Below are 24,886 nucleotides of genomic sequence, written 5' to 3' on the forward strand. Positions count from 1 at the left end.
AGCCATCTCCGTAATCGCAGCAAATTCCGTCTCCAAATGAATCAGTAATTGTAAATGTATAGCAAGTGTTTGCAGGAACGTTGATAGTCTGGCTAATCAAAGCAGGTAAAGAGTTAGTGTCATTATAATTTCCACCCGATGCAAGGGTTTGTCCTGCTGCATTTACGAACGACCATGCTGTTTCAGAGCCAAATTCATCTCTTTGAATCTTGATGGTAACAGCGGTAGTATTGTAAAATGTTTCAAGGGTAAAACTACTCGACTTATTGTCGTTATTACTGTTTTGGTCGGCAACTTGATTGATGCTGCTGATGTTAAATGTAATAGCGTGTGTACCCGATGTAAAAGTTGTAGTTGGTAACTGGATTTGCGCAGTTTGTGTTGTAGTAAGGTTTCCGTTATAAGTAACGTTAGGTTGCGCAACACCATCTACAGCATATTCGATTACCGCTGAATTTATGGTTTGTGTTCCTTTGTTTTGAAGCGTTAGACTTAATGTAGGTGTAGATGTACACGTATCTGTCGGAGCATTGAAGTTCAAGGATCCATCGATTTCAAAGCCTTGTGGCGCTTGACAAACAGTTGAGGTTCGCAAGCTTGAACGACGGGGAGAGTTTTCAAGTACTACGAGCATGCGCTCTTTTTGGTCTTGTGTGAAGATATTCATGCAACCATCGTCGGTATAATCCATGTAGTTTTCGATCATGTCGTTTCCGGGAGCATTTGGACAGGAATTTTTACCCGTTGGGCAGCCGCTTGTTGCTGTTGAAGCAGCCGGGGTATCAGGGCAATAATCTTTTAGCGAATCGGTTGCGTTGACGGTACAACTTGAAGTATCTCCCCAAATATGACGCAAGCCAAAACAGTGGCCAATTTCGTGGGTTGTAGTTCTTCCGTTAAAGAATTCACTGTCATAAGTTCCGTCTGGATAAATGGCTTGAGATCCAAAATATTGATAACCGATCACAACGCCATCGGTATCGGCTTCACCACCAATGGTATCTAATCCACCTAAGGTTGAATTGTCGGGAAATTGTGCGTAACCCAAAACTCCAAATAAGTCGCCACCAAAACGACAAACCCAAATGTTGAAATACAAATCAGGATTCCACTGTGTTTGAGGTTTCATAGTTGTTTCAATGGCGGTTTCACCCCATGAAGCCGTTCCCAAATTAACTCGGTGAATACCTGTTGTTTCGTTTCCATCCGGATCGGTTTGAGCTAAACAGAATTCAATCTCAGTATCAGCGCCAACCGCGTTCGTGTTGTATCCTGGTGTGTTTAGCATTCTTCTAAAATCCTGATTTAGAACTTGAATTTGAGAAAGTACTTGCTCGTCGGTAATGTTTTCGCCCGTTCCGTAAGCATCGCCGTTATGAATCACATGTACTACAACCGGAATGGTGTAAACAGTATTCGTGCTCTGAGCAGAGCGGTTTCCTGTAGCTTGACGTTCGCGAATTTTTGCGCTCATCCAGTTTTCAAAGGCTTCCTCGGTGGCGCGAGTGCTGTGTTTTTGCTGTAACGATGTTTCGTATTCGGTTGATGCGCAACGAATTTTTCCAGTTGCGGTAGGTGTGTTGGTCGGATTAATGTCGACACCAAAAAGTTTATTGGTCGCTTTTGGCGTTTGTGCCCATGCTCCAACGGTAACTAGGGCGAAAAAGTAGAGTAGTTTTTTCATGATGTGATATTTTGGAGGTTGGGAGGCACTCCTTGACTTTGAATTAGGCGGCGAAACTATACTTTTTGTAAATATGTTACAAATTTTAGAGGCGAAATAATTGATTTTATCGGAGTATAATTGTTTTTTCGTTGCGTAATTGACAAGAGATTTCCTTAAAATTTTAGAATTTGTTTAGTTTTTGAAATATCTGTTCAATAAAGAAAAACAGCTAGTCATTCTAATTCAATAACTAAAATCAGAAAGCAGATCCGTAGCGAAGTGAATAAGGTCATTCATCGTTACGGATCAGCTATTTTCGATTTCTAACTGAAATTAGGATCGATCTGAGTAGCTAATTTTTACTAGCTTTTTATGTATTGCGAAAAAATCGAGTTAATTTCCGCCGTGGTCGATTGTGGTTTTAATTCAAATAAAGGCATAAACATCGGCTGCTTGTTTACGGTTTTCTCAATGTGTAAATCTTTCTTGCGATTGTAAACTTCATTCCATTTCTTGTTGATTTGTGCCCATAATTGTTTGTTGGCTTTCCACCAGTTTTGTGCAGCTAGACATTTACTGTCGTCCACTTTTTTGTAGAAATCAAGTCCTTTTTCGCGCGCTAATAAAACATCGGTTCCTTTTTCGTCGCGAATTAATTTTTCATTGTCTTGTTCGTGTAACCAACCGTAGTTCGTAATCTCGTGAACATTTGTTCGTTTAAGTACGTTGTAATCGGTACGAATGGTGAATTCTCGGCGCGGCAGCGGAGCATCTGTGGTGTTTTTCCAATACGACTTCCCGTCGATATGCACCCAAGTGGCCGTGCCGGAGTAACGCGGACTGTCATCGACCTGATACACATTTTGCGTCCACTTTCCAGCGACATCCGATTTTTTCAATTGACTAAATTTCCATGTATTGTCTTTGAAAAACTGATACGAATCTGTGTTTTCAAACAACCAATCCTGGCGCCAATGTTTCACAATCGTAGTGTCGCTCACAATAAGCAAATGCTGCATAACCACTTTCCCTGGTTTGTCTTCAAGTAACTCAACCCACTCTAAGCCATAGTCGTATTTTGTTTTTGAAGGCTTGTACAACGAGTCTTTACTGTAACTGAATGTTTCCGCAAAATTGAATGTCACTTCGTAACAGCCACACATTTTCTTAATCGCAGCTTGGTCTTTTTCTTTTTTCGACTGTCCGAAACCAACAGCAAATACAAGTACTAGAATCGCAGTAATCAGATTTTGTTTTCTCATAAGGTGTAGAATTAATTTTTGCCAAAAATACTATTTCTATTTAGAATAAATAAAAATAAAGATATATTTGCTGAAAATTATTTAGAACGAATCTAGACAATGAAGTATTTTGGATTGTTTTTGTTTTGGACAGCAGCCAGTGTTTTCGCGCAAAGCGACACCACAGCCGTACCCATGGAAGAGGTAATTGTAACCGGACAATTCTCGCCGCGAAGCATCCGAAAGTCGGTTTTCAATGTCAAAACAATTAGTCGCGAACAAATCGATGCGCTGGCAGCAGTTACCCTCGCCGATGTGCTCAATCAGTATTTAAATATCACCGTGACGCCTTCCAACACTAGCGGTCGTTCAACAGTGTCGTTATTTGGTTTAGACGGACAGTATTTTAAAATTCTCGTCGATAATGTTCCGCTGGTTTCGGAGAATGGTCTGGGCAATAACATCGATCTAACGCAAATCAATCTCGATTTAATTGAGCGTATCGAAATTGTTGAAGGCTCCATGGGCGTCACGCATGGTGCAAATGCTGTGAGCGGAATTCTCAATCTAATCACTAAAAAATCAATTAAATCCGGAACAACAGCCGAACTCAGTTTACAGGAAGAAACTGTTGGCAAAGAATATGCGTGGATGCACAGAGGCCGACGCGTACAGCGATTCGCACTTAATCACACTTTTAACGATCGGTGGTCGGCTGCTGCGGCGCTCAATCGAAATATCTTCACTGGTTTTTTGAATCGTTTTCAAGGAAAAAACTATACAACTAACGATGGTTTACGCGGCTACGAATGGTTGCCAAAAGCCCAATACAACGCAAATTCGTATCTGAATTATTCGTTTAATCAACTGAAATTAACGTACAAACTAGATTATCTATGGGAATCGCTCGATGTGTATAATCGCGTTGTATTTGCAGTGAACAATCCGCCGTTTGAACCTACCTTGTTTTCAGCCGACAGTCGGTATAAAACACAGAGGCAATCCCATGTTTTTCAGATAGATAGCAAGATTTCTCAAACGTATCCGCTTGCCGTATCGTTTTCATACCAAAATCAACGACGCGACCGCACAAATTATCAATACAATCACAATACCGACAGCGAACAGTCGGCCAATACACGCAAAGATCAAGGATCCGATTTGTGGTACAGCTCCGGAACGCTCAGCAAGATTCGTACAGGAAAGCGTATCGAGCATCAATTCGGTTACGAAGCCGTTCGAAATCTCGGATTTTCGCTCGTAAGTGCCGAAAACAATTTGGAACAAGTTGTGGAAAAATCAATTTCAAACGCCGATTTGTTCTGGTCTGCCGAATCCGATCTTACTCCAAAACTCCAAATCCGAACCGGTTTTCGCTATTCGTTTCAAGATCGTTTCGACAATCAAATAGCCACTTCGGCACAATTTAAAGTGCGTTTACATTCGCGTAGTGAGCTGCGTTTCGGCTACGGACGATCGTACCGAACACCAAATTTCGAAGAACTCTATTCTCAAATAATCTTCTCCGGACATTTTTTCGTCGGCAATCAAAATCTGCTTCCAGAAACCAGTCATGCAGCCGATTTGGGATATCAAACGCGTTACAAACTCGGAAATGTATCCATCCAATCGGGTATTCAAACGCAATTCCTCTTTGTGAACGATCGCATTAGTATGGCGTTGGTAGAAACCGCGCCGATGGTGAAGTCGCAGTACATCAACATCAGCAAATATCAGATGCAGAATTTCTCCATTACAAATTCCATACAATGGCAAGATGTACAAATGCTAGCCGGACTTTCCCTCATCGGTATTTCCCAAGAATTGCAAAACGGCGAGGCAATTTCGTCGGATAAATTTCTGTATTCTCTGCTTGCTAATTTTTCGGCGACGTATCAATTCAAGAAAATCAACAGCACGTTTGCCGTTTTTTATAAGTACACCGGACGCCAGCAGCAATTTCAAGCCACAACGAACGAGGCCGGCGAAGCAACCTATGATCTGGCAACGCTATCCGATTTTGGTTGGTTGGACGCCACATTTACCAAAAATTTTAAGTCGGGGCTTTCCATTGGCTTCGGCGCTCGAAACCTGCTTGATGTAGGCAGTATCAATCAGTCGAATCCGAATGCGGGCGGTGTTCACAGTTCCGGCAACGGCGTGCTGCTAGGTTACGGAAGATCTTATTTTTTAAAATTATCCTATCTCTTTAATATATAATTATTTGATTATGAAACATGTATTTAGTTTTCTAACACTTTTTCTACTGCTTTTTACCTCTTGTGATAAAGACAGTGATACGGCCAATCAAAACACCGTAGGTTTTGCAAATGCGCAACTTAACTTGGTGGAAAGCAGCACCGATATTGTACTGAATTTTGAAACGGCCGCAGCCAAATCGGGCGTACTCGAACTAACTTTTACGGGTACAAACGCCGTTTTAGGCACCGATTTTAATTTATCGATCGCGCCAACAGCAGCAAATAAGCTCGAAATTCCCTACGAAAAGGAGGCAACAACCGTCAGTTTTCAAATCACGCGACTAACGCAGGCTATTGAAGGTCAGGCAAAATCGGTTGCATTTCAGTTGACGGGAAGTTCCGATGTAAACCTTACTGTGGCTCCTGAAGCGGCTTCGCTAGTGGCTAATTTCAACGAAGTTCCCGTAACGCAACTTACCAAAGCACCGGCTGTTGGCGGACCCAACGTTCCGAACATCGTATATGTAGATTTAAGTTCAGGTGCCGACTTGCAAGTGCCGCGCGCTTCATTTGATCTTGGGTTTTACAGCGGATCGGAGTTTCGCGTCGTCTTAAACGGTGCATTGAAAATGGCAGCGAAACAATTGGCAGTAAACGATATAACGATTCCACAGGAGATTGACGCGTCGGTGGCAGTAGGCGAGGGTGGTGGAACCGGAGTTGTAAATGGAAATCCGGCGTATGTTGACGATCCGAGCGGAAATTTAGCCCAAACCGCTATCGCTGAGGTCGCTGCAAACGATGCCGACAACAAAGTATATCTCATTAACCGCGGTTTTGATGTAGCAACGGCTGCGCCAGGTGTGGGTAGTGTGAATGCGTACGGAAATTCGCGCGGCTGGTTAAAAATTCGTGTGCTTAGAAACGCAAACGGATACAAAATTCAATATGCAGCGCCAGAAGCAACAACATTTAGCGAAATTTTGGTGGCTAAAAACTCCGCATATCATTTTACATACGTGAATTTAACTACAGGAAATACGGTGGTTGCACAGCCAGAAAAAAACAAATGGGATTTACAGTTTACGCCGTTTACCAACTTCACCAATTTTGGAACCGGAACGGTATCGTATGCGTTTCAAGATTTTATTGTGAGCAATGCCTTGGGCGGAACACGCATTTATCAAGTATTGAACAGCGAAGGCGTGTTGTACGCGAATTACAGTTTAGCGAATGTAAACACAGCGAATTTTGAGACAACAGCAGCAGCCGACCCGCGTGCTATTGGATCCTCGTGGAGAAACGGCGGCGGACCTACAAGTTTGCCAAGCGCGCGAGACGACCGTTTTTATATTCTTAAAGACACGGCCGGTAACATTTATAAACTGCGTTTTATTTCGTTAGTGAATGCACAAGGCGAGCGTGGAAATCCGAGTTTCGAATATCAAAAATTAAACTAACTTAACTTAAACGCAACTATATGAAACGCTATTTATTTATTGCTTTGAATCTGATTTTAGGAGGCATGATGTTTTACGGCGGCATCAAGAAATTTGAAAAACCAACGCCGCCGCCGACAGAAATTATCGACACGGTAAAATCGGGAGAGGAAGTGGCGCCAACGGTTGAAATACTGAAGATTAAAAACTACATTTTTGGCATGCGCCAGTCTGGGTTTTTCTGGGAGTTCTTGGGCATAGCCGAATTATTGGCCGGAATTTTACTGATTTCGCAAGTGTTTGCACGCGTTGGTGCTTTTGTTGCGCTGCCGTTAACGATTAACATCTTTTTATTTCACAACTTTTTAGAACCAGATGAACTGGGAGAATTATTGCAAACACTTGGTTTATTGCTGATTAATCTGATTTTAATCGCCGAAAGTTACCGCATCTGGAAACCCTTGTTGTGGAATCCGCGTATATATAAAAGTCATTAAATTGGTTTGTTTGTTTTGTTTGTCGAAAGAGATCGGGTTGCGTCCGGTCTCTTTTGTTTTCTAGCAATAGCGTTTGCGAGCTATTTTCACTACCTTTAAAATAAAAAACATGTCAGCTAAAACATTGGTTTTGGGTGCCAGTACCAATCCGGATCGGTATGCGTATTTGGCGGTTCAGCAGTTGCGAAAGAACAATATAGAGGTGGTTGCGGTAGGTCAGAAGCCCGGACTTGTTGACGACGTTCCGATACACACCACCGCCGAAGTTTTCGACGATATTGATACGGTAACCTTATATTTGAATCCCGAGCGCCAAAAAGCGTATTACGACTACATTTTGAGTTTGCACCCGCGTCGTGTTATTTTCAATCCCGGCACCGAAAATCCGGAGTTTTACAACATTTTATCCGAATCCCAGATCAGCAGCGAGGTAGCTTGTACATTGGTATTGCTGAGCACGAGGCAGTTTTAGGTTTTCAGTGATTAGCTGTCAGCTGTTAGCTTTTAGCTGTTAGCTTTTAGCATTCAGCGGTTAGCTGTCAGCTGTTAGCTGTCAGCTTTTAGCTTTTAGCATTCAGCGATTAGCTTTTAGCTTTTAGCTTTCGGCTGTTTGTTGTTCGCTGTAAGCTGTTCGCTGTAAGCTGTCTGCTGTAAGCTGTTCGCTGTTTATTGTTCGCTGTTTGTTGTTTGCTGTAAGCTGTCTGCTATTCGCTATTCGCTGTTCGCTGTTCGCTGTTTGCTATAAGCTGTTTGCTGTTTGCTGTCTGCTGTCTGCTGTCTGCTGTCTGCTATTCGCTGTTCGCTGTTTGCTATAAGCTGTTTGCTATAAGCTGTTTGCTATAAGCTGTTTGCTGTAAGCGGGTTCGGGCAGGAAAAACGAAACGTTAAGTGGTGAACGTTGCTATCGCGATTCCTATCGGGTCTAACTTCTAAAAAAAATTGGCCTTCGACAAGCTCAGGCACCGACGATACGTGGGTTAGGAAGGAAAAATGATACGTTAAATGGTGAAATCATCGATGTCTAGCCTCTAGCCTCTAGCTTCTAACTTCTAGCTTCTAACTTCTAACTTCTAATATCTCCCTAAAGCAGCTATTCCCGTCTTCCGCTATAGTCCTCAAAAAATACGCAGTTTTCACGCGCACTGCGGCGGGCTTCTGGCGTCGCCGCCACAGTTGCGGTTCAAACAAGCGTCTTTTTCTCCGGGCTGCCGCTGCAACCGGGGCTGAGAAATACGTTATCAGCGTTTAGTGGAAATGTGTATATTCGTGGGCGAGAGTTAACAAAACTAGCGCTTCACTTTATACAGTAAATTTATATAGATTTTTCAGCTAAATATCTGTAAATAAGGACGTTTATATTCTCGAAAAGCATTGCAAAAACTAATACTTAAAAATTTCATTTAAAAAAAGATCAATAAAACGGAGCTAGCGGCATTGATAAACAACGCACAAGAAAATGAATTTACAGCTTATTAAAACCGACTTACTTCCTGACTTTCTAAAAGCCATTCCCAAAGATTTGCAGCAAAAATTTGACAATTTAAAAGATGCTGAAATTTCGACGAATACTTTCAGTTTTTATACCTCAGTTGCTTCGGTTTTTTCAAGTAAAATAGAAGGCGAAAACATTGAATTGGATAGTTACATCAAACACAAAAAATTTGGTATTGAGTTCTTACCCGACTACACCAAAAAAATAGACGACTTATACAGCGCTTACACTTTCGCAAAAATGAACGAACTGAACAAAGCGCATATCAGCGAAGCACACAAACTTTTGAGCCAGCATCTTGTAGCCAAACACCAACAAGGTAAATTGCGAAGACAGCAAATGTACGTAAGCACACCCGATGGTAGAATTGAGTACGTAGCCGCATCGCCATTTGATTTGGCAACTGAAATGGAAAAATTATATACGGATATAGCTTTCCTTTTAAAACAAGAACTCACTTTAGCAGAAGTATTTTTTTATGCAGCGATGATTCATTTAGTTTTTGTGAAAATTCACCCGTGGAATGACGGCAACGGAAGAAGTTGTCGTTTGTTAGAAAAATGGTTTTTAGGACAAAGACTTGGCGAAAAAGCCTGGTTTGTTGCAAGCGAACAACATTATTACGAGCAGCACCAAACGTATTACAACAACCTACGACTTTTAGGTTTAGAATACGAACAGTTAGACTACTCAAAAGCACTTCCTTTTTTACTAATGTTGCCTAACAGTTTAAAATAAATACAACGGCAGAACAGGATTTTATAAAACTCGATAGCTCGCATTTACTTCGTCTGTTCTGCTTGAGCCTCGGGTGCAATTCGTGCTCTGCTGCGCAATCGTTCCCCATTTTACGCCCGTTCTTCACGTACACTCATTTCCCAATAATCACGAATGTTCTTGCGCACTTTCCGCCGCTCAGCTAAGGGCTTGCTTTTTTGTTTACCGCTGATAAAGAAAGTTGCGAAAAATCCTACTAACGTTTGGTGGGAAAAGTGTATAATCGTAAGAGGCAAACGTCGAAACGAGTGTTCAATTTAATATTTTCAAAATACGCAAAACTTATTCAGTTCAAAGCGTTAGTAATCAATGGTTTATTTTTTTAGGAATTTAGGGAGGTGCGGGAGTTTTGCTAATTGTTGAGTTGACGGTAAGGGTTCCCCTAATTTCAAATCAAAAATTCAAGACTGTTGCAATATTTACTCAATGCAAATTTTAGTCTTTTGCGATCAATATGTTGATTTTTTAGCATTTTTAGTGATTTTGCAATCAACGGGACATCTCTGCAAGTGAAACAGATTGTTTACATTTGTGTTGATGTCGAACGAACTTAAGACAAAACTATATGATGTCCTTTCAGGAAAGAGCGAAGTTAGGAATGGAGAAGCTATCCAAGCAATCGCCAATTACCTTAGAAAAAGCCAAGAAACAAGCACAGCTATTAAAGGAACAAAGCTCTTCAAAGAACAAGAAAAGCAGAAGTTAGAACACTACATTAATCTCAACGATCTTTGGATTGAAGATATTGATTTCACAAAGTATGTTAGCGAAGGAGCAGAACAGAAGGTCTATTTAAAAGATTCTATTTCTGTGTTAAAACTCAATGACTCCATTTATTATGAATGCTGGTTAGATTATTTCTACAACTTACTTCTACATAATTTCTTTTTTGAAGACACAGCATATAAGTTAATCGGATTCACAAAAGAAAAGAGTCAACTATTTGCAGTTGTAGAACAAAAATTCGTTGAAATAACTCAGGCAACGGATTTAAAACTTGTGAAAGAATTTCTGCTTGCCAATGGTTTTGAAACAATCAAAAACAATGATTATGTAAACAATAATATAGGCATTATCATCGAAGATCTGCATGATGAAAATGTTCTTACTAAAGACGGTTTGCTCTACTTCATTGATACGGTCTTTTTTATTAAAGATTTTTTCTGGAAACAATAAAAAAACCACCGCTAACCACCATTCCTGTTGCACAGCTTTACCTCAATTCGCAATTTCTCAACCTAATTTTAAAAACCATATCGCGGAGACTTCCTTTGTCTGTTCTGCTGGAGCCTCTGGAGTAATCTGTGCTCTGCCTAGTAATCGTTCCATAACATCGCTCTGGCTCTGGCTTGCTTTTTGTTTACCGTTGAGGTAGAAAGTTGCGAAAAAGATTACTAGCGTTTGCTGGGAAAAGTGTAAATCCGTTTTAACGATTAGGAGAAATGAGTTTATGATTTGCATAAGCAAATACTAGTAAAAAGCTTCGCTATTAAATTGATAACGAGCTCTATTTTGGTATACATTTTCGTTTTTTAGCAGCAACTTTCAAGCGTTGTTTATTTAGTTTAGATAGCTATGAAAAGTAGATTTATATTAGTATTTGACAATTTTGCAGCAGCATCAAAAAAAAGACCAGTAAAAATTCAAGCAGTTTATATGTTGAAAAGTACGATAGATATATTTTGTAAGCTATTTTTGAGGACACTTTTCAAAATAACATGAATAGGATATAGAAAGTGTTAGAAGAAAAAGGATACAAACAAATTTGGCTGGCATACTAGCGAAGTAAAAGTTGTAGAATCGTGGTAAATGGTCATGTTCAAAATCGACAAAAGCCAAAACTTGAAGTGCTTTTTGAAATTGCTAGAATATTAGGTGTTAAACCACAAGAGTTAATAAAAGAGAAAAAATGACAAGTACTTCACAGCAACAGGAATTAAGGAACAAGATTTGGAAAATAGCAAATGAAGTTCGAGGCTCTGTAGATGGCTGGGACTTTAAACAGTTCGTATTAGGAACGCTGTTCTATCGATTCATTAGTGAAAACTTCACCAATTACATTGAAGGTGGCGATGAAAGCATTGACTATTCAAAACTTTCTGATGACGTAATCACACCCGAAATAAAAGACGATGCGATAAAAACAAAAGGTTACTTCATTTATCCAAGTCAACTTTTTGTGAATGTAGCTAAAACAGCCAATACAAACCCGAATTTAAATACAGACTTAAAAGCGATCTTTGATGCCATTGAAAGTTCTGCGAACGGTTATCCTTCTGAACAAGACATAAAAGGATTATTCGCCGATTTTGATACTACAAGTACAAGATTGGGAAATACAGTAGAGGGTAAAAATTCGCGTCTGGCGGCGGTTTTAAAGGGAGTGGAAGAACTCAATTTCGGTAATTTTGAAGAAAGTCAAATTGATCTTTTTGGAGATGCCTACGAATATCTCATAAATAACTATGCAGCTAACGCTGGTAAGTCTGGAGGAGAATTTTTTACGCCACAGCATGTATCAAAATTGATTGCACAGTTAGCAATGCATAAGCAAGAAAAAGTTAACAAAATTTATGATCCTGCAGCAGGTTCTGGGTCTTTGTTATTACAAGCTAAAAAGCATTTCGACAATCATATTATCGAAGACGGCTTTTATGGGCAGGAAGTGAACCACACAACTTACAACCTTGCTCGTATGAATATGTTTTTACACAACATAAACTACGACAAGTTTAACATTGCTTTGGGCAACACCTTGACGGATCCGCACTTTGGAGATGAAAAACCATTTGATGCAATCGTTTCTAATCCTCCTTACTCTATTAATTGGATAGGCGATGGCGACCCCACGCTAATTAATGACGACCGTTTTGCACCTGCTGGTGTGTTGGCTCCAAAATCAAAAGCAGACTTTGCTTTTGTACTTCATGCCCTAAGTTATCTATCCAGTAAAGGAAGAGCAGCAATTGTTTGTTTCCCTGGTATCTTTTACCGCAGCGGTGCAGAGCAGAAAATCAGAAAGTATTTAGTGGATAACAACTTTGTAGAAACCATTATCTCTCTTGCTCCGAACCTTTTCTATGGAACTCCTATTGCGGTAACAATTCTTGTGCTTTCAAAACACAAAACCGAAAATAAAACTCAGTTTATAGATGCCAGTGGCGAAGATTTCTTTAAAAAAGTAACCAACAACAATGTGTTAACTGATAAACACATTGAAACGATAATGGAACTGTTCGACAACAAAGAAGATGTTGAGTATGTGGCGAAGACTATCGACAACTCCAAAATAGCACAAAACGATTATAACCTTTCGGTAAGTTCATACATAGAAGCAAAAGACAAACGGGAACAGGTTGATATTAAAAAGCTGAATGCTGAGATTTCAGTAACAGTAGAAAAGATAAATTCACTCCGTTCAGATATTGATAAAATTATAAAAGAAATAGAGGCATGAGTTATTTAGATAAGTTATTACAAAACGTTGAAGTGGAGTGGATAGCCTTAGGCGAGGTAGCTGATTACGAACAGCCTACTAAGTATTTAGTAAAATCAGATAACTATAGAGATAATTACCCAACCCCGGTTTTAACTGCCGGTAAAACTTTTATTTTAGGATATACTGCTGAAACCGAAGGAATTTATCAAGCATCTGAAACGCCTGTTATAATTTTCGATGATTTTACAACAGCTAATAAATGGGTTGATTTTGATTTTAAAGCGAAATCATCAGCAATGAAAATGATTACTTCAAAAGATGAATCTAAAGCGTTATTAAAATACATTTATTATTGGCTAAATACATTACCCAGTGGATTAGTTGAAGGTGACCACAAACGACAATGGATTAGCAATTATGCAATCAAAGAAATCCCCATCCCACCTCTCGAAGTTCAAAAAGAAATTGTTCGTATTCTGGATAAGTTCACGGAGCTTACAGCGGAGCTTACAGCGGAGCTTACAGCGGAGCTTACAGCTCGTAAAAAGCAGTATGAATATTATCGCAATAAGCTATTGAATTTCAATGGCTTAAATATTGAAGGGGGGGGGTATAAGTGGTTAAGAATCAAAGAGATAGGGATTATGATAAGAGGTAACGGATTACAGAAAAAAGACTTTACTGAAAGTGGTGTTGGCTGTATTCACTATGGTCAGATTTACACCTACTATGGCATGTTTACGGATAAAACAAAATCGTTTGTTTCTAAAGAAGCAGCAAAGAAATTCCGAAAAGCACAAAGAGGCGACCTTATCATTGCAACCACAAGCGAGAATATAGATGATGTGTGCAAAACAGTTGTATGGCTTGGGCAGGAAGAAATTTGTGTAAGTGGTGAAACTTATATTTTCAAACACAATCAAAATCCGAAGTATTTGGCTTATTACTTACAAACGCCAATGTTTTATGATTATAAAAAGCAGCACGTAACTGGTACAAAGGTTATTCGTGTTCACGGCAGTAAATTGGAGAATTTCCAAATCCCTATTCCTTCACCTGCAGAGCAAGAACGCATTGTTACCATCCTTGACAAATTCGATATACTTACTACTTCAATCAGCGAAGGTTTGCCAAAAGAAATTGAATTGCGGAAAAAGCAGTATGAGTATTACCGTGACTTATTACTAACCTTTCCAAAAAATAATATAGAATCATAAAATGGGACAGACGTTAATACAAATTTCTGAAACACTTAGAGATGCTGCTGATAAAGCTCAGTTAATCTATGCTTTTAATGGCGTTGGTAAAACAAGGTTATCACGAGAGTTCAGATTGTTGGTTGCTCCAAAGGATACAGAAGATGAAGATGAAACAGGAATAAAAGTCCTCTATTACAACGCATTTACTGAAGACCTTTTTTATTGGGACAATGATTTGGACGCCGATGTAAATAGAAAACTACTTATTCGCCCTAACGGATTTACAAATATGGTTCTTGAGTTCTTAAAAGACCAAGGACTTGACGGAAACATCATTTCAAATTTTCAGCATTTCACAAACGATAAAGTAACGCCACGTTTTAATGAAGAATACACAACCAAAGATGAGAATGACAGAGTCCTCACTGTAAAGGCATACTCTGAAATTACTTTCTCAGTTGAAGGTGGTAATCAGGAAAGCATACCGAATATAAAAATTTCAAAAGCAGAAGAAAGCAATTTTATTTGGTGTGTTTTTTATAGTTTGCTTGAACAAGTTGTTGAGCAATTAAATAATCCCGAACCTGAGAACCGTTCAACAGACAAGTTCAATGATTTAAAATATGTTTTTATTGACGACCCCGTAAGTTCATTAGACGACAATCATTTGATTGAACTGGCAGTTAACTTGGCACTAATCATTAAGAAATCTATTGGATTAAAATTTATCATTTCAACACATAGCCCGCTTTTCTACAATGTTCTTTATAATGAATTAGGATTAAAGGCAGGGTACATTCTTAATAAACTCAATGACGGAACATTTGACCTAAAGGAAAAGAAAGGTGATTCAAATAAAAGTTTTTCATACCACCTTTTTCTAAAGCAAACCATTCAAGAAGCTATAGACAGTAATGCAATTCAAAAGTATCACTTTACACTTCTCAGAAATCTCTATGAAAAGACCGCAAATTTCTTAGGTTACCCAAGATGGTCAGAATTATTACCCGATGATAAGCAAACATATTACAACCGTGTAATTCAGTTTACAAGTCATTCTACCTTATCAAATGAGGTAGTCGCAGAACCAACAGAACCCGAAAAACAAACGGTAGCTTTATTGTTAAAGCATCTGACAGACAATTTTAATTATTGGAAAGAAGTATAAAATGACAACATATAACACTATAGCAGAATCAAATAACTTTATTGTACTAAATAACTATACTAAAAGTTCGGTCATCAGTGAGCCGCCAATAGTCTATCAAACAGAAGCAGCACTAGAGACTGAATTTATTCAAGATTTAGTAAATCAAGGTTACGAAAGAATTCGCGGATTGAATTCAACAGCTGATATGTTAGCCAATATTAAGCATCAGCTTCAAGATCTAAATGATGTATTGTTTTCAGATTCCGAATGGTTGCGCTTTGTAGATGAATACCTTGATAAACCAAGTGATAACTTAATAGAAAAGACAAGAAAAATTCATGAAAATTATATCTATGATTTTGTTTTTGATGATGGACGTATCAAGAATATATATCTGCTTGACAAAAAGAATATTACACGAAATAAAATCCAAGTAATTTCACAATTTGAACAGAAAGGAATACACGCCAATCGTTATGATGTAACTATATTGGTAAATGGATTACCCTTGGTACAAGTTGAATTAAAAAAACGAGGCGTGGCTATTCGTGAAGCATTTAATCAAGTTCATAGATATTCAAAGGAAAGTTTTAACAGTAAAAACTCGTTGTTTAAGTACATTCAGATTTTTGTCATTTCAAACGGTACCGACAGCCGGTATTTTGCCAATACTGTTGAGCGTGATAAAAATAGTTTTGACTTTACCATGAATTGGGCAAAAGCTGACAATAATTTGATCAAAGACCTTAAAGATTTTACGGCTACTTTTTTCCAAAAGAAGACACTTTTGGAAGTTCTATTAAAATATTCCGTTTTTGATACAAGCGACAATTTACTTGTTATGAGACCTTATCAAATTGCAGCAACGGAAAGGATGTTGTGGAAAATAAAAAGTTCATTTGAAACAAAGAGATGGTCAACTACGGAAAGCGGTGGTTATATTTGGCACACCACAGGTTCAGGAAAAACATTAACCAGTTTTAAAGCTGCGAGATTAGCCACACAACTAGACTTTATCGATAAAGTATTCTTTGTGGTTGACCGTAAAGACCTAGATTTTCAGACTATGAAAGAGTATCAACGTTTTTCACCTGATAGTGTTAATGGCTCTGATAGTACGGCAGGATTAAAAAGAAATATCGAAAAAAACGACAATAAAATTATTGTAACGACTATACAGAAGCTAAACAATCTGATGAAAACGGAGGGTGATTTGGAAATTTACCATAAACAAGTCGTTTTTATTTTTGATGAAGCACACCGTTCACAATTTGGGGAAGCACAAAGAAATCTAAAAAAGAAGTTTAAAAAGTTTTATCAATTTGGTTTTACAGGCACACCTATTTTCCCGCAAAATGCTTTAGGTGCAGAAACAACTGCCAATGTATTTGGACGGGAGTTGCATTCTTATGTAATTACTGATGCTATCAGGGATGAAAAAGTTCTGAAATTCAAAGTTGATTATAATGATGTTCGACCTCAGTTTAAAAGCATAGAAACTGAAATAGACGAAAAAAAATTAAGTGCAGCAGAAAACAAAAAAGCTCTTCTTCATCCGGAACGCATCAAAGAAATATCGCAATACATTTTAAACAATTTCAGAATAAAAACACACCGTAATCAAGGAAGCAACAAAGGTTTTAATGCCATGTTTGCAGTGAGCAGTGTTGATGCTGCGAAATGTTATTATGAAGAATTAAACAACCTGCAAAAAGATAGTGACAAGCCTCTAAAAATTGCGACAATCTTCTCTTTTGCAGCAAACGAAGAGCAAAGTGCCATAGGTGAAATAGTTGATGAGACTTTCGAGCCTTCAGCTATGGATGTTACTGCTAAAGAGTTTTTAACCAAAGTTATCAATGATTATAACGCCATGTTCAGAACCAGTTATGGTCTTGACAGCAAAGAGTTTCAGAATTATTACCGCGACCTTGCCAAACGTGTTAAGAGTAAAGAGATTGATTTAATAATTGTTGTTGGAATGTTCCTAACAGGCTTTGATGCGCCAACATTGAACACATTGTTTGTTGACAAAAATTTGCGTTATCATGGATTGATTCAAGCCTTTTCACGGACAAATAGAATTTATGATGCTACAAAGACCTTTGGCAACATTGTAACATTCCGCGATTTAGAAAAAGCAACCATTGATGCAATTACGCTTTTTGGCGACAGCAATACTAAAAATGTGGTTCTTGAAAAGAGCTACAAAGAATATCTGGAAGGTTTTACAGACATTGTTACAGGTGAAGCTCGAAGAGGTTATGTTGAAGTGGTAAAAGAACTGAATGAGAAATTTCCGCATCCTGATGAAATTGTAAGGGAGAGAGACAAAAAGGAATTTGCTAAACTTTTCGGAGAGTATTTAAGAGTTGAGAATATTCTTCAAAATTATGATGAATTCACTCACTTGAAAGCTTTTCAAGTCCTAGACCAAAACGATCCTTTAGCTCTTGAAGAGTTCAAAAAAGAATATTTTGTCACAGATCAAGAGATTGCATCAATGAAAGAAATTGCTTTGCTAAGTGAAAGAACAGTCCAGGATTACCGTTCCACATATAATGACATACGAGATTGGTTGCGCCGAGAAAAAAACAGTAAGGAAACAGCAGAATCTACAATTGATTGGGATGATGTAGTATTCGAAATCGATTTATTAAAATCGCAAGAAATAAATCTTGATTATATCCTTGAATTAATTTTTGAGCATAATAAGAAGATAAAAGACAAGGAAGCTCTTATTATGGAAATACGAAGAGTTATTCGTGCAAGCGTTGGAAACAGAGCAAAGGAAAGTTTGGTTGTTGATTTCATCAATGAGACTGACCTTGATAAACTGCAGGATAAAGCGAATGTAATTGATTCATTCTTCCAATATGCCCAAAGCAAACAAAAAGAAGAAGCTTTAGAACTAATCAATGAAGAAGGACTTAATATTGAAGAAGCGAAGCGTTATATAACTACTTCTTTAAAAAGGGAGTATGCCAGTGAAAATGGAACGGAACTCAACGCAATTTTACCTAAAATGAGTCCTTTAAATCCGCAGTATCTGACAAAAAAGCAAATTGTTTTTAATAGGCTAGTTGCGTTCGTTGAAAAATTTAAAGGAGTTGGGGGGCAATTTTGATGCTCTGATGAATGTAGGCATGGACATAGCTAATTAGTAGCTTGCAAGTATTTAATGCTCGCACCTCCCCTCTGTACTGGATAGCGCGGATTTTCTTTGTCTGTTCGGCCGGAACTTCAGATGTAGTCCGTACTCCAACGAGCTCAGGACTATAAGACATCGAAAAAATTCTACATATTACTTCTGTTACGTTTTCCGAACATTTTTTTAATTTTAGGATAAACTTTTAAAACATTGTAATATGTCCAATTTAACAAACAATCGATTGAGCGTTACTGCAACCGCAGCGCAGCTTACCGCTGTTAAAAACGCATTACAAACTATTAATAGCAACTTGCCTTTTTTGGTGGGTTTAACATCGGAAGAGCGGGCGAGTTTGCCAACGATCGATGTTAACAACAAAACCTTTACCGAAGATGCGATTAACGCAGGTATCAATAATGCGAGTTTATTGCCCGGCTATGTTTCGGTTGCTAACATGCAAAGCGATATGACGCTGTTTTCGCAACTCGACGAGATCATTCAGCTTACCCAACAGCTGCTCGAAAAACTCGAAGACACCCAAATGCTTGCCGGCAGCGAGGCCTACACCTCGGCACTCACACTCTACAAACTCTTTGGCTCAGCCGCCGATGCAGGCGTTCCGGGCACCGATGCCATATACAACCAACTCCGCACACGCTTTGCCGGGCAAGGAGGTAGGCTGGCACCCGCTACAAATCCAAACGCCTAACAGCTAAGGCAGCAACTTTAACCGTAAAACCGCTCCGAGTACGAAGCGGTTTTTTTTATGCTCTTTTTTAACTGCGGGAGCATACGGCAAAGCACGGCTGCTGTATCATTTGGTAACAGTACGTAATAAACTTTGTGGACTACTAAGTTAGGTTAGCTTTTAAACAAATATAACAGGTTGGATCATTTAGTTTATAGGTTTAAAATAGTATTAAACATATATGTTTACCATGCAAATAGGGTAAACAACTATGTAAGCTAATATAACTAATATGCAAACATTGTAAACAACCAAAAATGAAGGGTAGATCATTAATATAAGTAGGTAAACAACCAGTATAACTAGGTAGGCTACTAAGTTTATTAGGCTATAATACCTTATTTTTTAGTTTTTGAATTTGTAGATAAATCGGCAGTATTTTATATTTGACACTAAAACAGTTAGTTATGACAACCAGAATGAATAAATACCTCCAGCGTAAGGACAGCGATGCGCCGCATTTGGGAAACTTCATCCAATGGCACATCGAACAGAATCATGTTAAAAAAACCAACGTTTCCGAAGCCTTGCAGGTACTTCCGAGTACGGTGAACCAGTATTTCCGACAAAGTTCCTTTCAATTCACCATTCTTTGGCGCATATCGCAAGCGGTACAGCACAACTTTTTGATGGAACTTGGCGAGAAATGGCTCAAGATTCCGTACCAAACCCAAAAAGAAACCGACCTCCAAAACCAACTCGACCAAAAAAACACCGAAATCGAACTGCTCAAAGCCCAATTACAAATTTTCAGAGAAATCCACGGGGTGAAGTAGGGCAGGAGAGCTCGGGGTATGTAGCCCGGTTGCTGCTTTAACGCTGCTGGGTGGTGGGGTTGCTTTTTTGTTTGCTAGTGAGAAAGAAAGTTGCAAAAATGACTACTAACGTTTGGTGGGAAAAGTGTATATTCGTGGGAGGCAACAGGCGAGAAGGGTGTTCAATTTAATAGATCAAGGATATGCAAACCTGTTTTTAGTGCAAAGTACAGTGAATAAATGGTTTGTCGTTGTTTTTGAAAATTGAAGGTGCTGTGTGGCTTTTGCTAAGTGGCGAGTTGATGGTAATGTTAGGTCGATCCTCTATAAACTACAAAACTTACAATGCTTTTTTAACATTAGGTAAATAGCTATAAAGACAATGAACTTAAATTCGCTGACTTAAGAAATAGAGAAATGCAACAGCTTTTAGACTTATTATTGCAATACAGTCCATTGACAATACAACAAGTTGAACTCATACGCTCAAAAACTGAAATAAGAAAATTAAAAGCAGGAGCTTATTTTTCGGAAGCAGGAAAAACAGCAGATGAAGTTGGTTTTGTTGCGGAAGGTATCTTTAGAATTTGTTATTACAGCAAAGACGGAAATGAAGTAACTCGTTATTTCATTGACGAGAATAATTTTCTGGTTGATCTCAATAGCTACACTTATCAAATTCCTTCAAGCGAATATATACAGGCTATTACAGACGTTGAATTAGTTGTTTTCAAACGGAAAGACCTTACAGATATAGCTAATACTATTGTTGGCTGGGACAAAATAACAAACCAAATAACAACCAAAGCATTTTTAGATAAAGTAAACCGCATAAGCCCTATGCTTGCTGAAGATGCAACTACTCGATACAAAAACTTTCTTGACCAGTTTCCTAAACTAGCTTTAAGAATACCTCTTTCCTACTTAGCTTCTTATCTTGGTATTACTCAACAATCTTTGAGTAGAATTAGAAAAAATTTAAGCTGATTACACTTTTTACCATTTGGTAAATCCTTCGCAAAAATCATTGTGCAATTTTGTATCAATAAAATAAACAAAATTTACAATGACAACATTTTGGATAACATTACTTACGACTATATTATTTGTTGGTGTAGCAAATGGACAGAGTAGGAAAAAATATCCACAGACCGAAGCGACAATAATAATTAATACAACTGTTAATACAGCCTTTAACTATATTGTACCCATTGACTTGTCTCACATTTTTAAAAAATACAAACGATTTCCTGCTATCATTAAGACAGATGAAAAGGAACTATGGATAAAACCAGGATTAACTCGTACTGTCTATTTTGAAGATGGAACAACTGCCAAAGAAAGTTTGCTTACAGTCGTTGAAGGTGATTCATTTTCATACCAAATAGTAGGCTTTACATCACAATTAAGATTTCTTGCGAAAAAAGTTGAAGGAAGTTGGAAATTTACAGAATTAGAAAATCGACAAACCAAAATTGAATGGACGTATAGAATTATTCCTAAAAATTTTGTAGCTCGTTTTATCATTAAATCATTCATCCTTAAAGACATCAACGGTTTATTAAATAATGCCTTGTTCATCATTAAAAAAGATTTGGAAAATGGTAAATAAAGCAATACTAATTACAGGGGCTTCTTCTGGAATGGGCGAAGCAACTGCTATTCTATTAGCAAAATCGGGATATACTGTTTTCGCAGGAATAAGAAGCCAATTAGCTATTAATAAGTTAAATGAACTATGTTTAGACAAACTTTACCCAATAATTTTAGATGTAACCAAAATTGAGCACATAAACAATACTTTTGAGTTCGTGAAAAAAACCGTTGGTGAAAATGGCATATATGCAATTATCAATAATGCGGGTAATAACTATTCAGTTCCAACAGAATATTTTGATGAACAAAAAGCACGCTTTCTAGTAGAGACACATTTTTGGGGAATGGCTAATTTAACTAAAATCTTTTTGCCTTTATTAAGGCTTTATAGCAGCAAAAATAAAAATCAAGCAAGAATTATTAATGTTGGCTCTGTTGGCAGTATCTCAGCATTTCCATTTATCCAATTTTATAATGCCGCCAAGTTTGCAATTTTAGGATTTACGGAATCATTGCGTTTTGAATTAGCACCTTACGGAATAAAAGCAATTGTTATAGTTCCGGGTTCTGTAAAAACATCAATTTGGAGAAGAACAGATGAAGCGGTTCAAGATAGTCTTTTAAAATTAGGCAATGAAGGAAAGGAACTTTATCAGTACAATTTGTTTCAGTCGAGCAAACTCGCTGCTTCAATGGAAAAAAGAGGTGTTGCAGTAGAAAAAGCTGCAAAAGTTTTCAGGAAAGCATTAGAATCTTCTAATCCATCGTTTAAATACTTTATTGGTAATGATGCCAATGTTGTTAACTTCATGGTAAAATATTTACCCGACAGTTTAAGACAATCTTTCCTAAAAATGAAACTTAGATTCAAATCAATTCAAATAAATAAATGGAAAAGCGAATAATCTTGATAACTGGTGCCACAAGTGGTGTTGGTAAAGCCACTGCAATTGAATTAGCAAAACCAGAAAATCAATTATTTCTTATAGCAAGAAACAAACAAAAAGGAGAAGACCTTAAAAAAGAAATTTTAAGTAGTAACCTTGGGGCAAATATTGAAATGCTTTACGCTGACCTTTCTTTGCAAAATGAGATTAAAAATCTTGTAAATAATTTCAAAAAGAAACACAATAAATTAGACGTTCTCATCAATTGTGCTGGTTTGGTTTCAAGTGAAAGGGTTGAAACTAAAGAAGGAATTGAGCAAACTTTGGCTGTCAATTATCTTTCGCATTATTTGCTTTCCCATCTTCTTTTAGAAGAACTAAAAAGCTCAAAACAGGGTAGAATTATAAATGTGGCTTCACTCATTCCGCCTATTGCAAAAATTAATTTTAAGGATGTAAACAACAAGAAAAATTATAGCGGTGTAAGGGCATATTTACAGTCAAAGGTGGCTGATGTAATGTTTACTTACGACTTAGCGGAACAATTAAAAAGTACAAGTGTAACTGTAAATGCTGTTCATCCTGGTGTCGTAAAAACAAACTTGGGAGTAGAAACTTCAAAAGGTCTTTTACAGGGTTTTGTTAGATTTTGTATGTCATTTATTGCAATTACACCCGAAAAATCCGCCGAAAGAGTTTTGTATTTGATTAATTCCAATGACTTATCAAAAATAACTGGTAAGTATTTTAAAGGCGGACAAATTCCTGTAAAGACAAATTCATTTTCGTACAATCTTGATAACCGAAATAAACTATCTGAATTAACTAAATCACTGATCGGAGAACAGTGATATACTCACTAAATAACGACAAACGCACATACAGTTTTCGCGTCCTCCGCTGCTCAAATTCCCCCAACTTCAAGCCCACTTTTCCCTTCCACTAATTCTCTAATAATCACGAATATTTTGTGCACTTTGCCCGCGCGACTGATTGCAGCGGCAGCCCGCAGTGAGGAGGGCGATTCCGATAGCTATCGGAATGAGGACTACAGCGGAAAGCAGGACGGCAAAAGCCTACCTTATTTCCACAAAATACTTTTGCCGGCGCGCCCAAATAAAAAAGAGGATTTAGTTTACCTCACTTTTTCTTGGTTTACTTACCGCAAGTAAGCCCAAAAGTGTGAGCAAGCCGTTAACGATTATGAGTTCTTCGGCAAATTCGTAGGCGCCAAATAAACGCGCACTGTTTGCCGAAATTACATACGTAGCCACAACCGCTAAAACGCAAACTACCGGCGTGAGCTTATCGGTTACCACACGGTTTTTTACGAAAAGTCCGAAGCTGTAAAGTCCTAATAACGGGCCGTAAGTAAAGGCCGCGATTTTGAAAATAAGGCTCACTACCGAATCGTCGTTATAGCTGTAAATGAATAAGATAACGACAAACATGAGCAATGAAAATCCGATGTGTACGCCGTGTCGGGTAGCCACATTGTTTTTTCCGGCAGCCGTTTTATCCATGTTTAAAAAGTCGATGCAAAATGAGGTGGTAAGTGCTGTTAAAGCCGAATCGGTTGTGGCAAAGGTGGCGGCGGTGAGTCCGAGTAAAAACACAATTGCCGGAACTATACTCAAATGGTTAAAAGCAATTTCGGGGAAAAGTAGGTCGGTGCGCGGTTTTCCAGAAGCTAAATCGACCGGTATGCTCACGCCATTTTTCTCGGCATACAGGTATAAAAGTGCGCCAACACTAAGGAAAAACAAGTTGATACAAACGAAAATCGCCGTAAAGGTGAACATGTTTTTTTGTGCTTCGCCGATGTTCTTACACGATAAATTCTTTTGCATTAAATCTTGATCGAGCCCAACCATGGCAAGTGTTACAAAGATTCCGCCGATAATTTGCTTGAGGAAGAACGTTGATTTGAGCCAATCTTCAAAAAAGAAGATTTTAGAATAGCTGCTGTTTTTAACGGTTTCGAAGGCTTCGGTTGCCGACAAGTTTAAACTTTGACAAATAAAAATGATTGTTAAAATAACAGAGGAAACCAAGAATACGGTTTGCAACGTGTCGGTTAGGATAATGGTTTTTAAACCTCCGCGGTAGGTGTAGGCAAAAATGAGCAAAAGCGAACCCAATACGGTTGCGGCAAACGGAATTCCAAAGGCATCGAACACATAGCGTTGCAAGACCAAAACCACCAAATACAGGCGCGCTGCCGAACCAATTGTACGACTGATGAGAAAAAATAAAGCTGCTGTTTTGTAAGAAACCGTTCCGAGCTGTTGTTCGATGTAACTGTAAATTGAAACCACGCGCAAACGATAGTACAAGGGCAGCAACAGTTTTGCGATGATGATAAAACCGATGGCGTTTCCTAAAACAAATTGAAAATATTTGAATTGAATATCGGGGTTTCCTACTTGGCCCGGAACGCTGATAAAGGTAACACCAGAAAGCGCGGTGCCAATCATTCCGAAAGCTACCAAATACCATTTTGAGTTGCGGTTGGCGGTAAAGAAACTGTCGTTGCTTTGGTCGTTTTTGCTCACAAAGTACGAAATGGCAAATAGGAGTCCGAAGTAAACGGTTATTAGAAGTAAAATGGTGGTTGGTGTCATGACTTTCTCTAAAATAGTTACAAG

19 protein-coding genes are annotated in these 24,886 nt (G+C 38.3%); 16 read left to right on the forward strand and 3 right to left on the reverse strand.

Annotated elements, in window-relative coordinates:
• On the reverse strand, positions 1–1,684 hold a 1,684-nt coding region (locus Q0064_RS12535), incomplete at its 3' end, for a zinc metalloprotease (RefSeq protein ID WP_298148559.1).
• Between the two features lie 344 nt (positions 1,685–2,028).
• A complete protein-coding gene (locus Q0064_RS12540; protein WP_298148560.1) occupies positions 2,029–2,928 on the reverse strand; it encodes a DUF6607 family protein in 900 nt (299 codons plus the stop codon).
• A 99-nt stretch (positions 2,929–3,027) separates the two neighbouring features.
• Here Q0064_RS12540 and Q0064_RS12545 point away from each other — a divergent pair, with 99 nt between their 5' ends.
• The 16 genes from Q0064_RS12545 to Q0064_RS12625 all read left to right on the forward strand — a co-directional run bounded on the left by Q0064_RS12545 (position 3,028) and on the right by Q0064_RS12625 (position 23,089).
• Positions 3,028–5,127, forward strand: coding sequence for a TonB-dependent receptor plug domain-containing protein (locus tag Q0064_RS12545; protein ID WP_298148561.1), 2,100 nt, complete (start codon positions 3,028–3,030; stop codon positions 5,125–5,127).
• Positions 5,128–5,137: 10 nt separating this feature from the next.
• Complete coding sequence (locus tag Q0064_RS12550; protein ID WP_298148562.1) at positions 5,138–6,568, forward strand: HmuY family protein; 1,431 nt, start codon at positions 5,138–5,140, stop codon at positions 6,566–6,568.
• Between the two features lie 20 nt (positions 6,569–6,588).
• Positions 6,589–7,044, forward strand: a complete 456-nt coding sequence (locus Q0064_RS12555; protein WP_298148563.1) for a DoxX family protein — start codon at positions 6,589–6,591, stop codon at positions 7,042–7,044.
• Between the two features lie 109 nt (positions 7,045–7,153).
• Complete coding sequence (locus Q0064_RS12560) at positions 7,154–7,516, forward strand: CoA-binding protein (protein WP_298148564.1); 363 nt, start codon at positions 7,154–7,156, stop codon at positions 7,514–7,516.
• A gap of 984 nt (positions 7,517–8,500) precedes the next feature.
• The gene (locus Q0064_RS12565; protein WP_298148565.1) at positions 8,501–9,274 is read left to right on the forward strand and encodes a Fic family protein; all 774 of its coding nucleotides are present in this window, start codon (positions 8,501–8,503) and stop codon (positions 9,272–9,274) included.
• A gap of 576 nt (positions 9,275–9,850) precedes the next feature.
• Positions 9,851–10,489, forward strand: coding sequence for a hypothetical protein (locus tag Q0064_RS12570; protein WP_298148566.1), 639 nt, complete (start codon positions 9,851–9,853; stop codon positions 10,487–10,489).
• 733 nt (positions 10,490–11,222) lie between these two features.
• A complete protein-coding gene (locus tag Q0064_RS12580; protein ID WP_298148567.1) occupies positions 11,223–12,770 on the forward strand; it encodes a type I restriction-modification system subunit M in 1,548 nt (515 codons plus the stop codon).
• The gene (locus Q0064_RS12585; RefSeq protein WP_298148568.1) at positions 12,767–13,969 is read left to right on the forward strand and encodes a restriction endonuclease subunit S; all 1,203 of its coding nucleotides are present in this window, start codon (positions 12,767–12,769) and stop codon (positions 13,967–13,969) included. Before Q0064_RS12580 ends, Q0064_RS12585 begins: the two co-directional genes overlap by 4 nt.
• A gap of 1 nt (position 13,970) precedes the next feature.
• Positions 13,971–15,119 (forward strand): anticodon nuclease, encoded by a 1,149-nt coding sequence (locus Q0064_RS12590; RefSeq protein ID WP_298148569.1) that lies wholly within the window; start codon positions 13,971–13,973, stop codon positions 15,117–15,119.
• A 1-nt stretch (position 15,120) separates the two neighbouring features.
• Entirely contained in the window at positions 15,121–18,228 is a 3,108-nt protein-coding gene (locus Q0064_RS12595) for a type I restriction endonuclease subunit R (protein WP_298148570.1), read from the forward strand.
• A 241-nt stretch (positions 18,229–18,469) separates the two neighbouring features.
• Complete coding sequence (locus tag Q0064_RS12600; protein WP_298148571.1) at positions 18,470–18,961, forward strand: hypothetical protein; 492 nt, start codon at positions 18,470–18,472, stop codon at positions 18,959–18,961.
• Between the two features lie 446 nt (positions 18,962–19,407).
• A complete protein-coding gene (locus Q0064_RS12605; protein WP_298148572.1) occupies positions 19,408–19,776 on the forward strand; it encodes a hypothetical protein in 369 nt (122 codons plus the stop codon).
• Positions 19,777–20,172: 396 nt separating this feature from the next.
• A complete protein-coding gene (locus Q0064_RS12610) occupies positions 20,173–20,742 on the forward strand; it encodes a Crp/Fnr family transcriptional regulator (RefSeq protein WP_298148573.1) in 570 nt (189 codons plus the stop codon).
• Between the two features lie 79 nt (positions 20,743–20,821).
• The gene (locus Q0064_RS12615) at positions 20,822–21,367 is read left to right on the forward strand and encodes a hypothetical protein (protein WP_298148574.1); all 546 of its coding nucleotides are present in this window, start codon (positions 20,822–20,824) and stop codon (positions 21,365–21,367) included.
• Entirely contained in the window at positions 21,357–22,256 is a 900-nt protein-coding gene (locus Q0064_RS12620; protein ID WP_298148575.1) for an SDR family NAD(P)-dependent oxidoreductase, read from the forward strand. The genes Q0064_RS12615 and Q0064_RS12620 overlap by 11 nt, the downstream gene beginning before the upstream one ends.
• A complete protein-coding gene (locus tag Q0064_RS12625) occupies positions 22,241–23,089 on the forward strand; it encodes an SDR family NAD(P)-dependent oxidoreductase (protein WP_298148576.1) in 849 nt (282 codons plus the stop codon). The genes Q0064_RS12620 and Q0064_RS12625 overlap by 16 nt, the downstream gene beginning before the upstream one ends.
• A gap of 279 nt (positions 23,090–23,368) precedes the next feature.
• Here the strand turns inward: Q0064_RS12625 and Q0064_RS12630 are convergent, their stop codons facing one another.
• Complete coding sequence (locus Q0064_RS12630) at positions 23,369–24,862, reverse strand: sodium:solute symporter (protein WP_298148577.1); 1,494 nt, start codon at positions 24,860–24,862, stop codon at positions 23,369–23,371.
• Between the last annotated feature and the right edge of the window lie 24 nt (positions 24,863–24,886).

The organism is Flavobacterium sp. (assembly GCF_027490375.1).
GTDB lineage: Bacteria > Bacteroidota > Bacteroidia > Flavobacteriales > Flavobacteriaceae > Flavobacterium.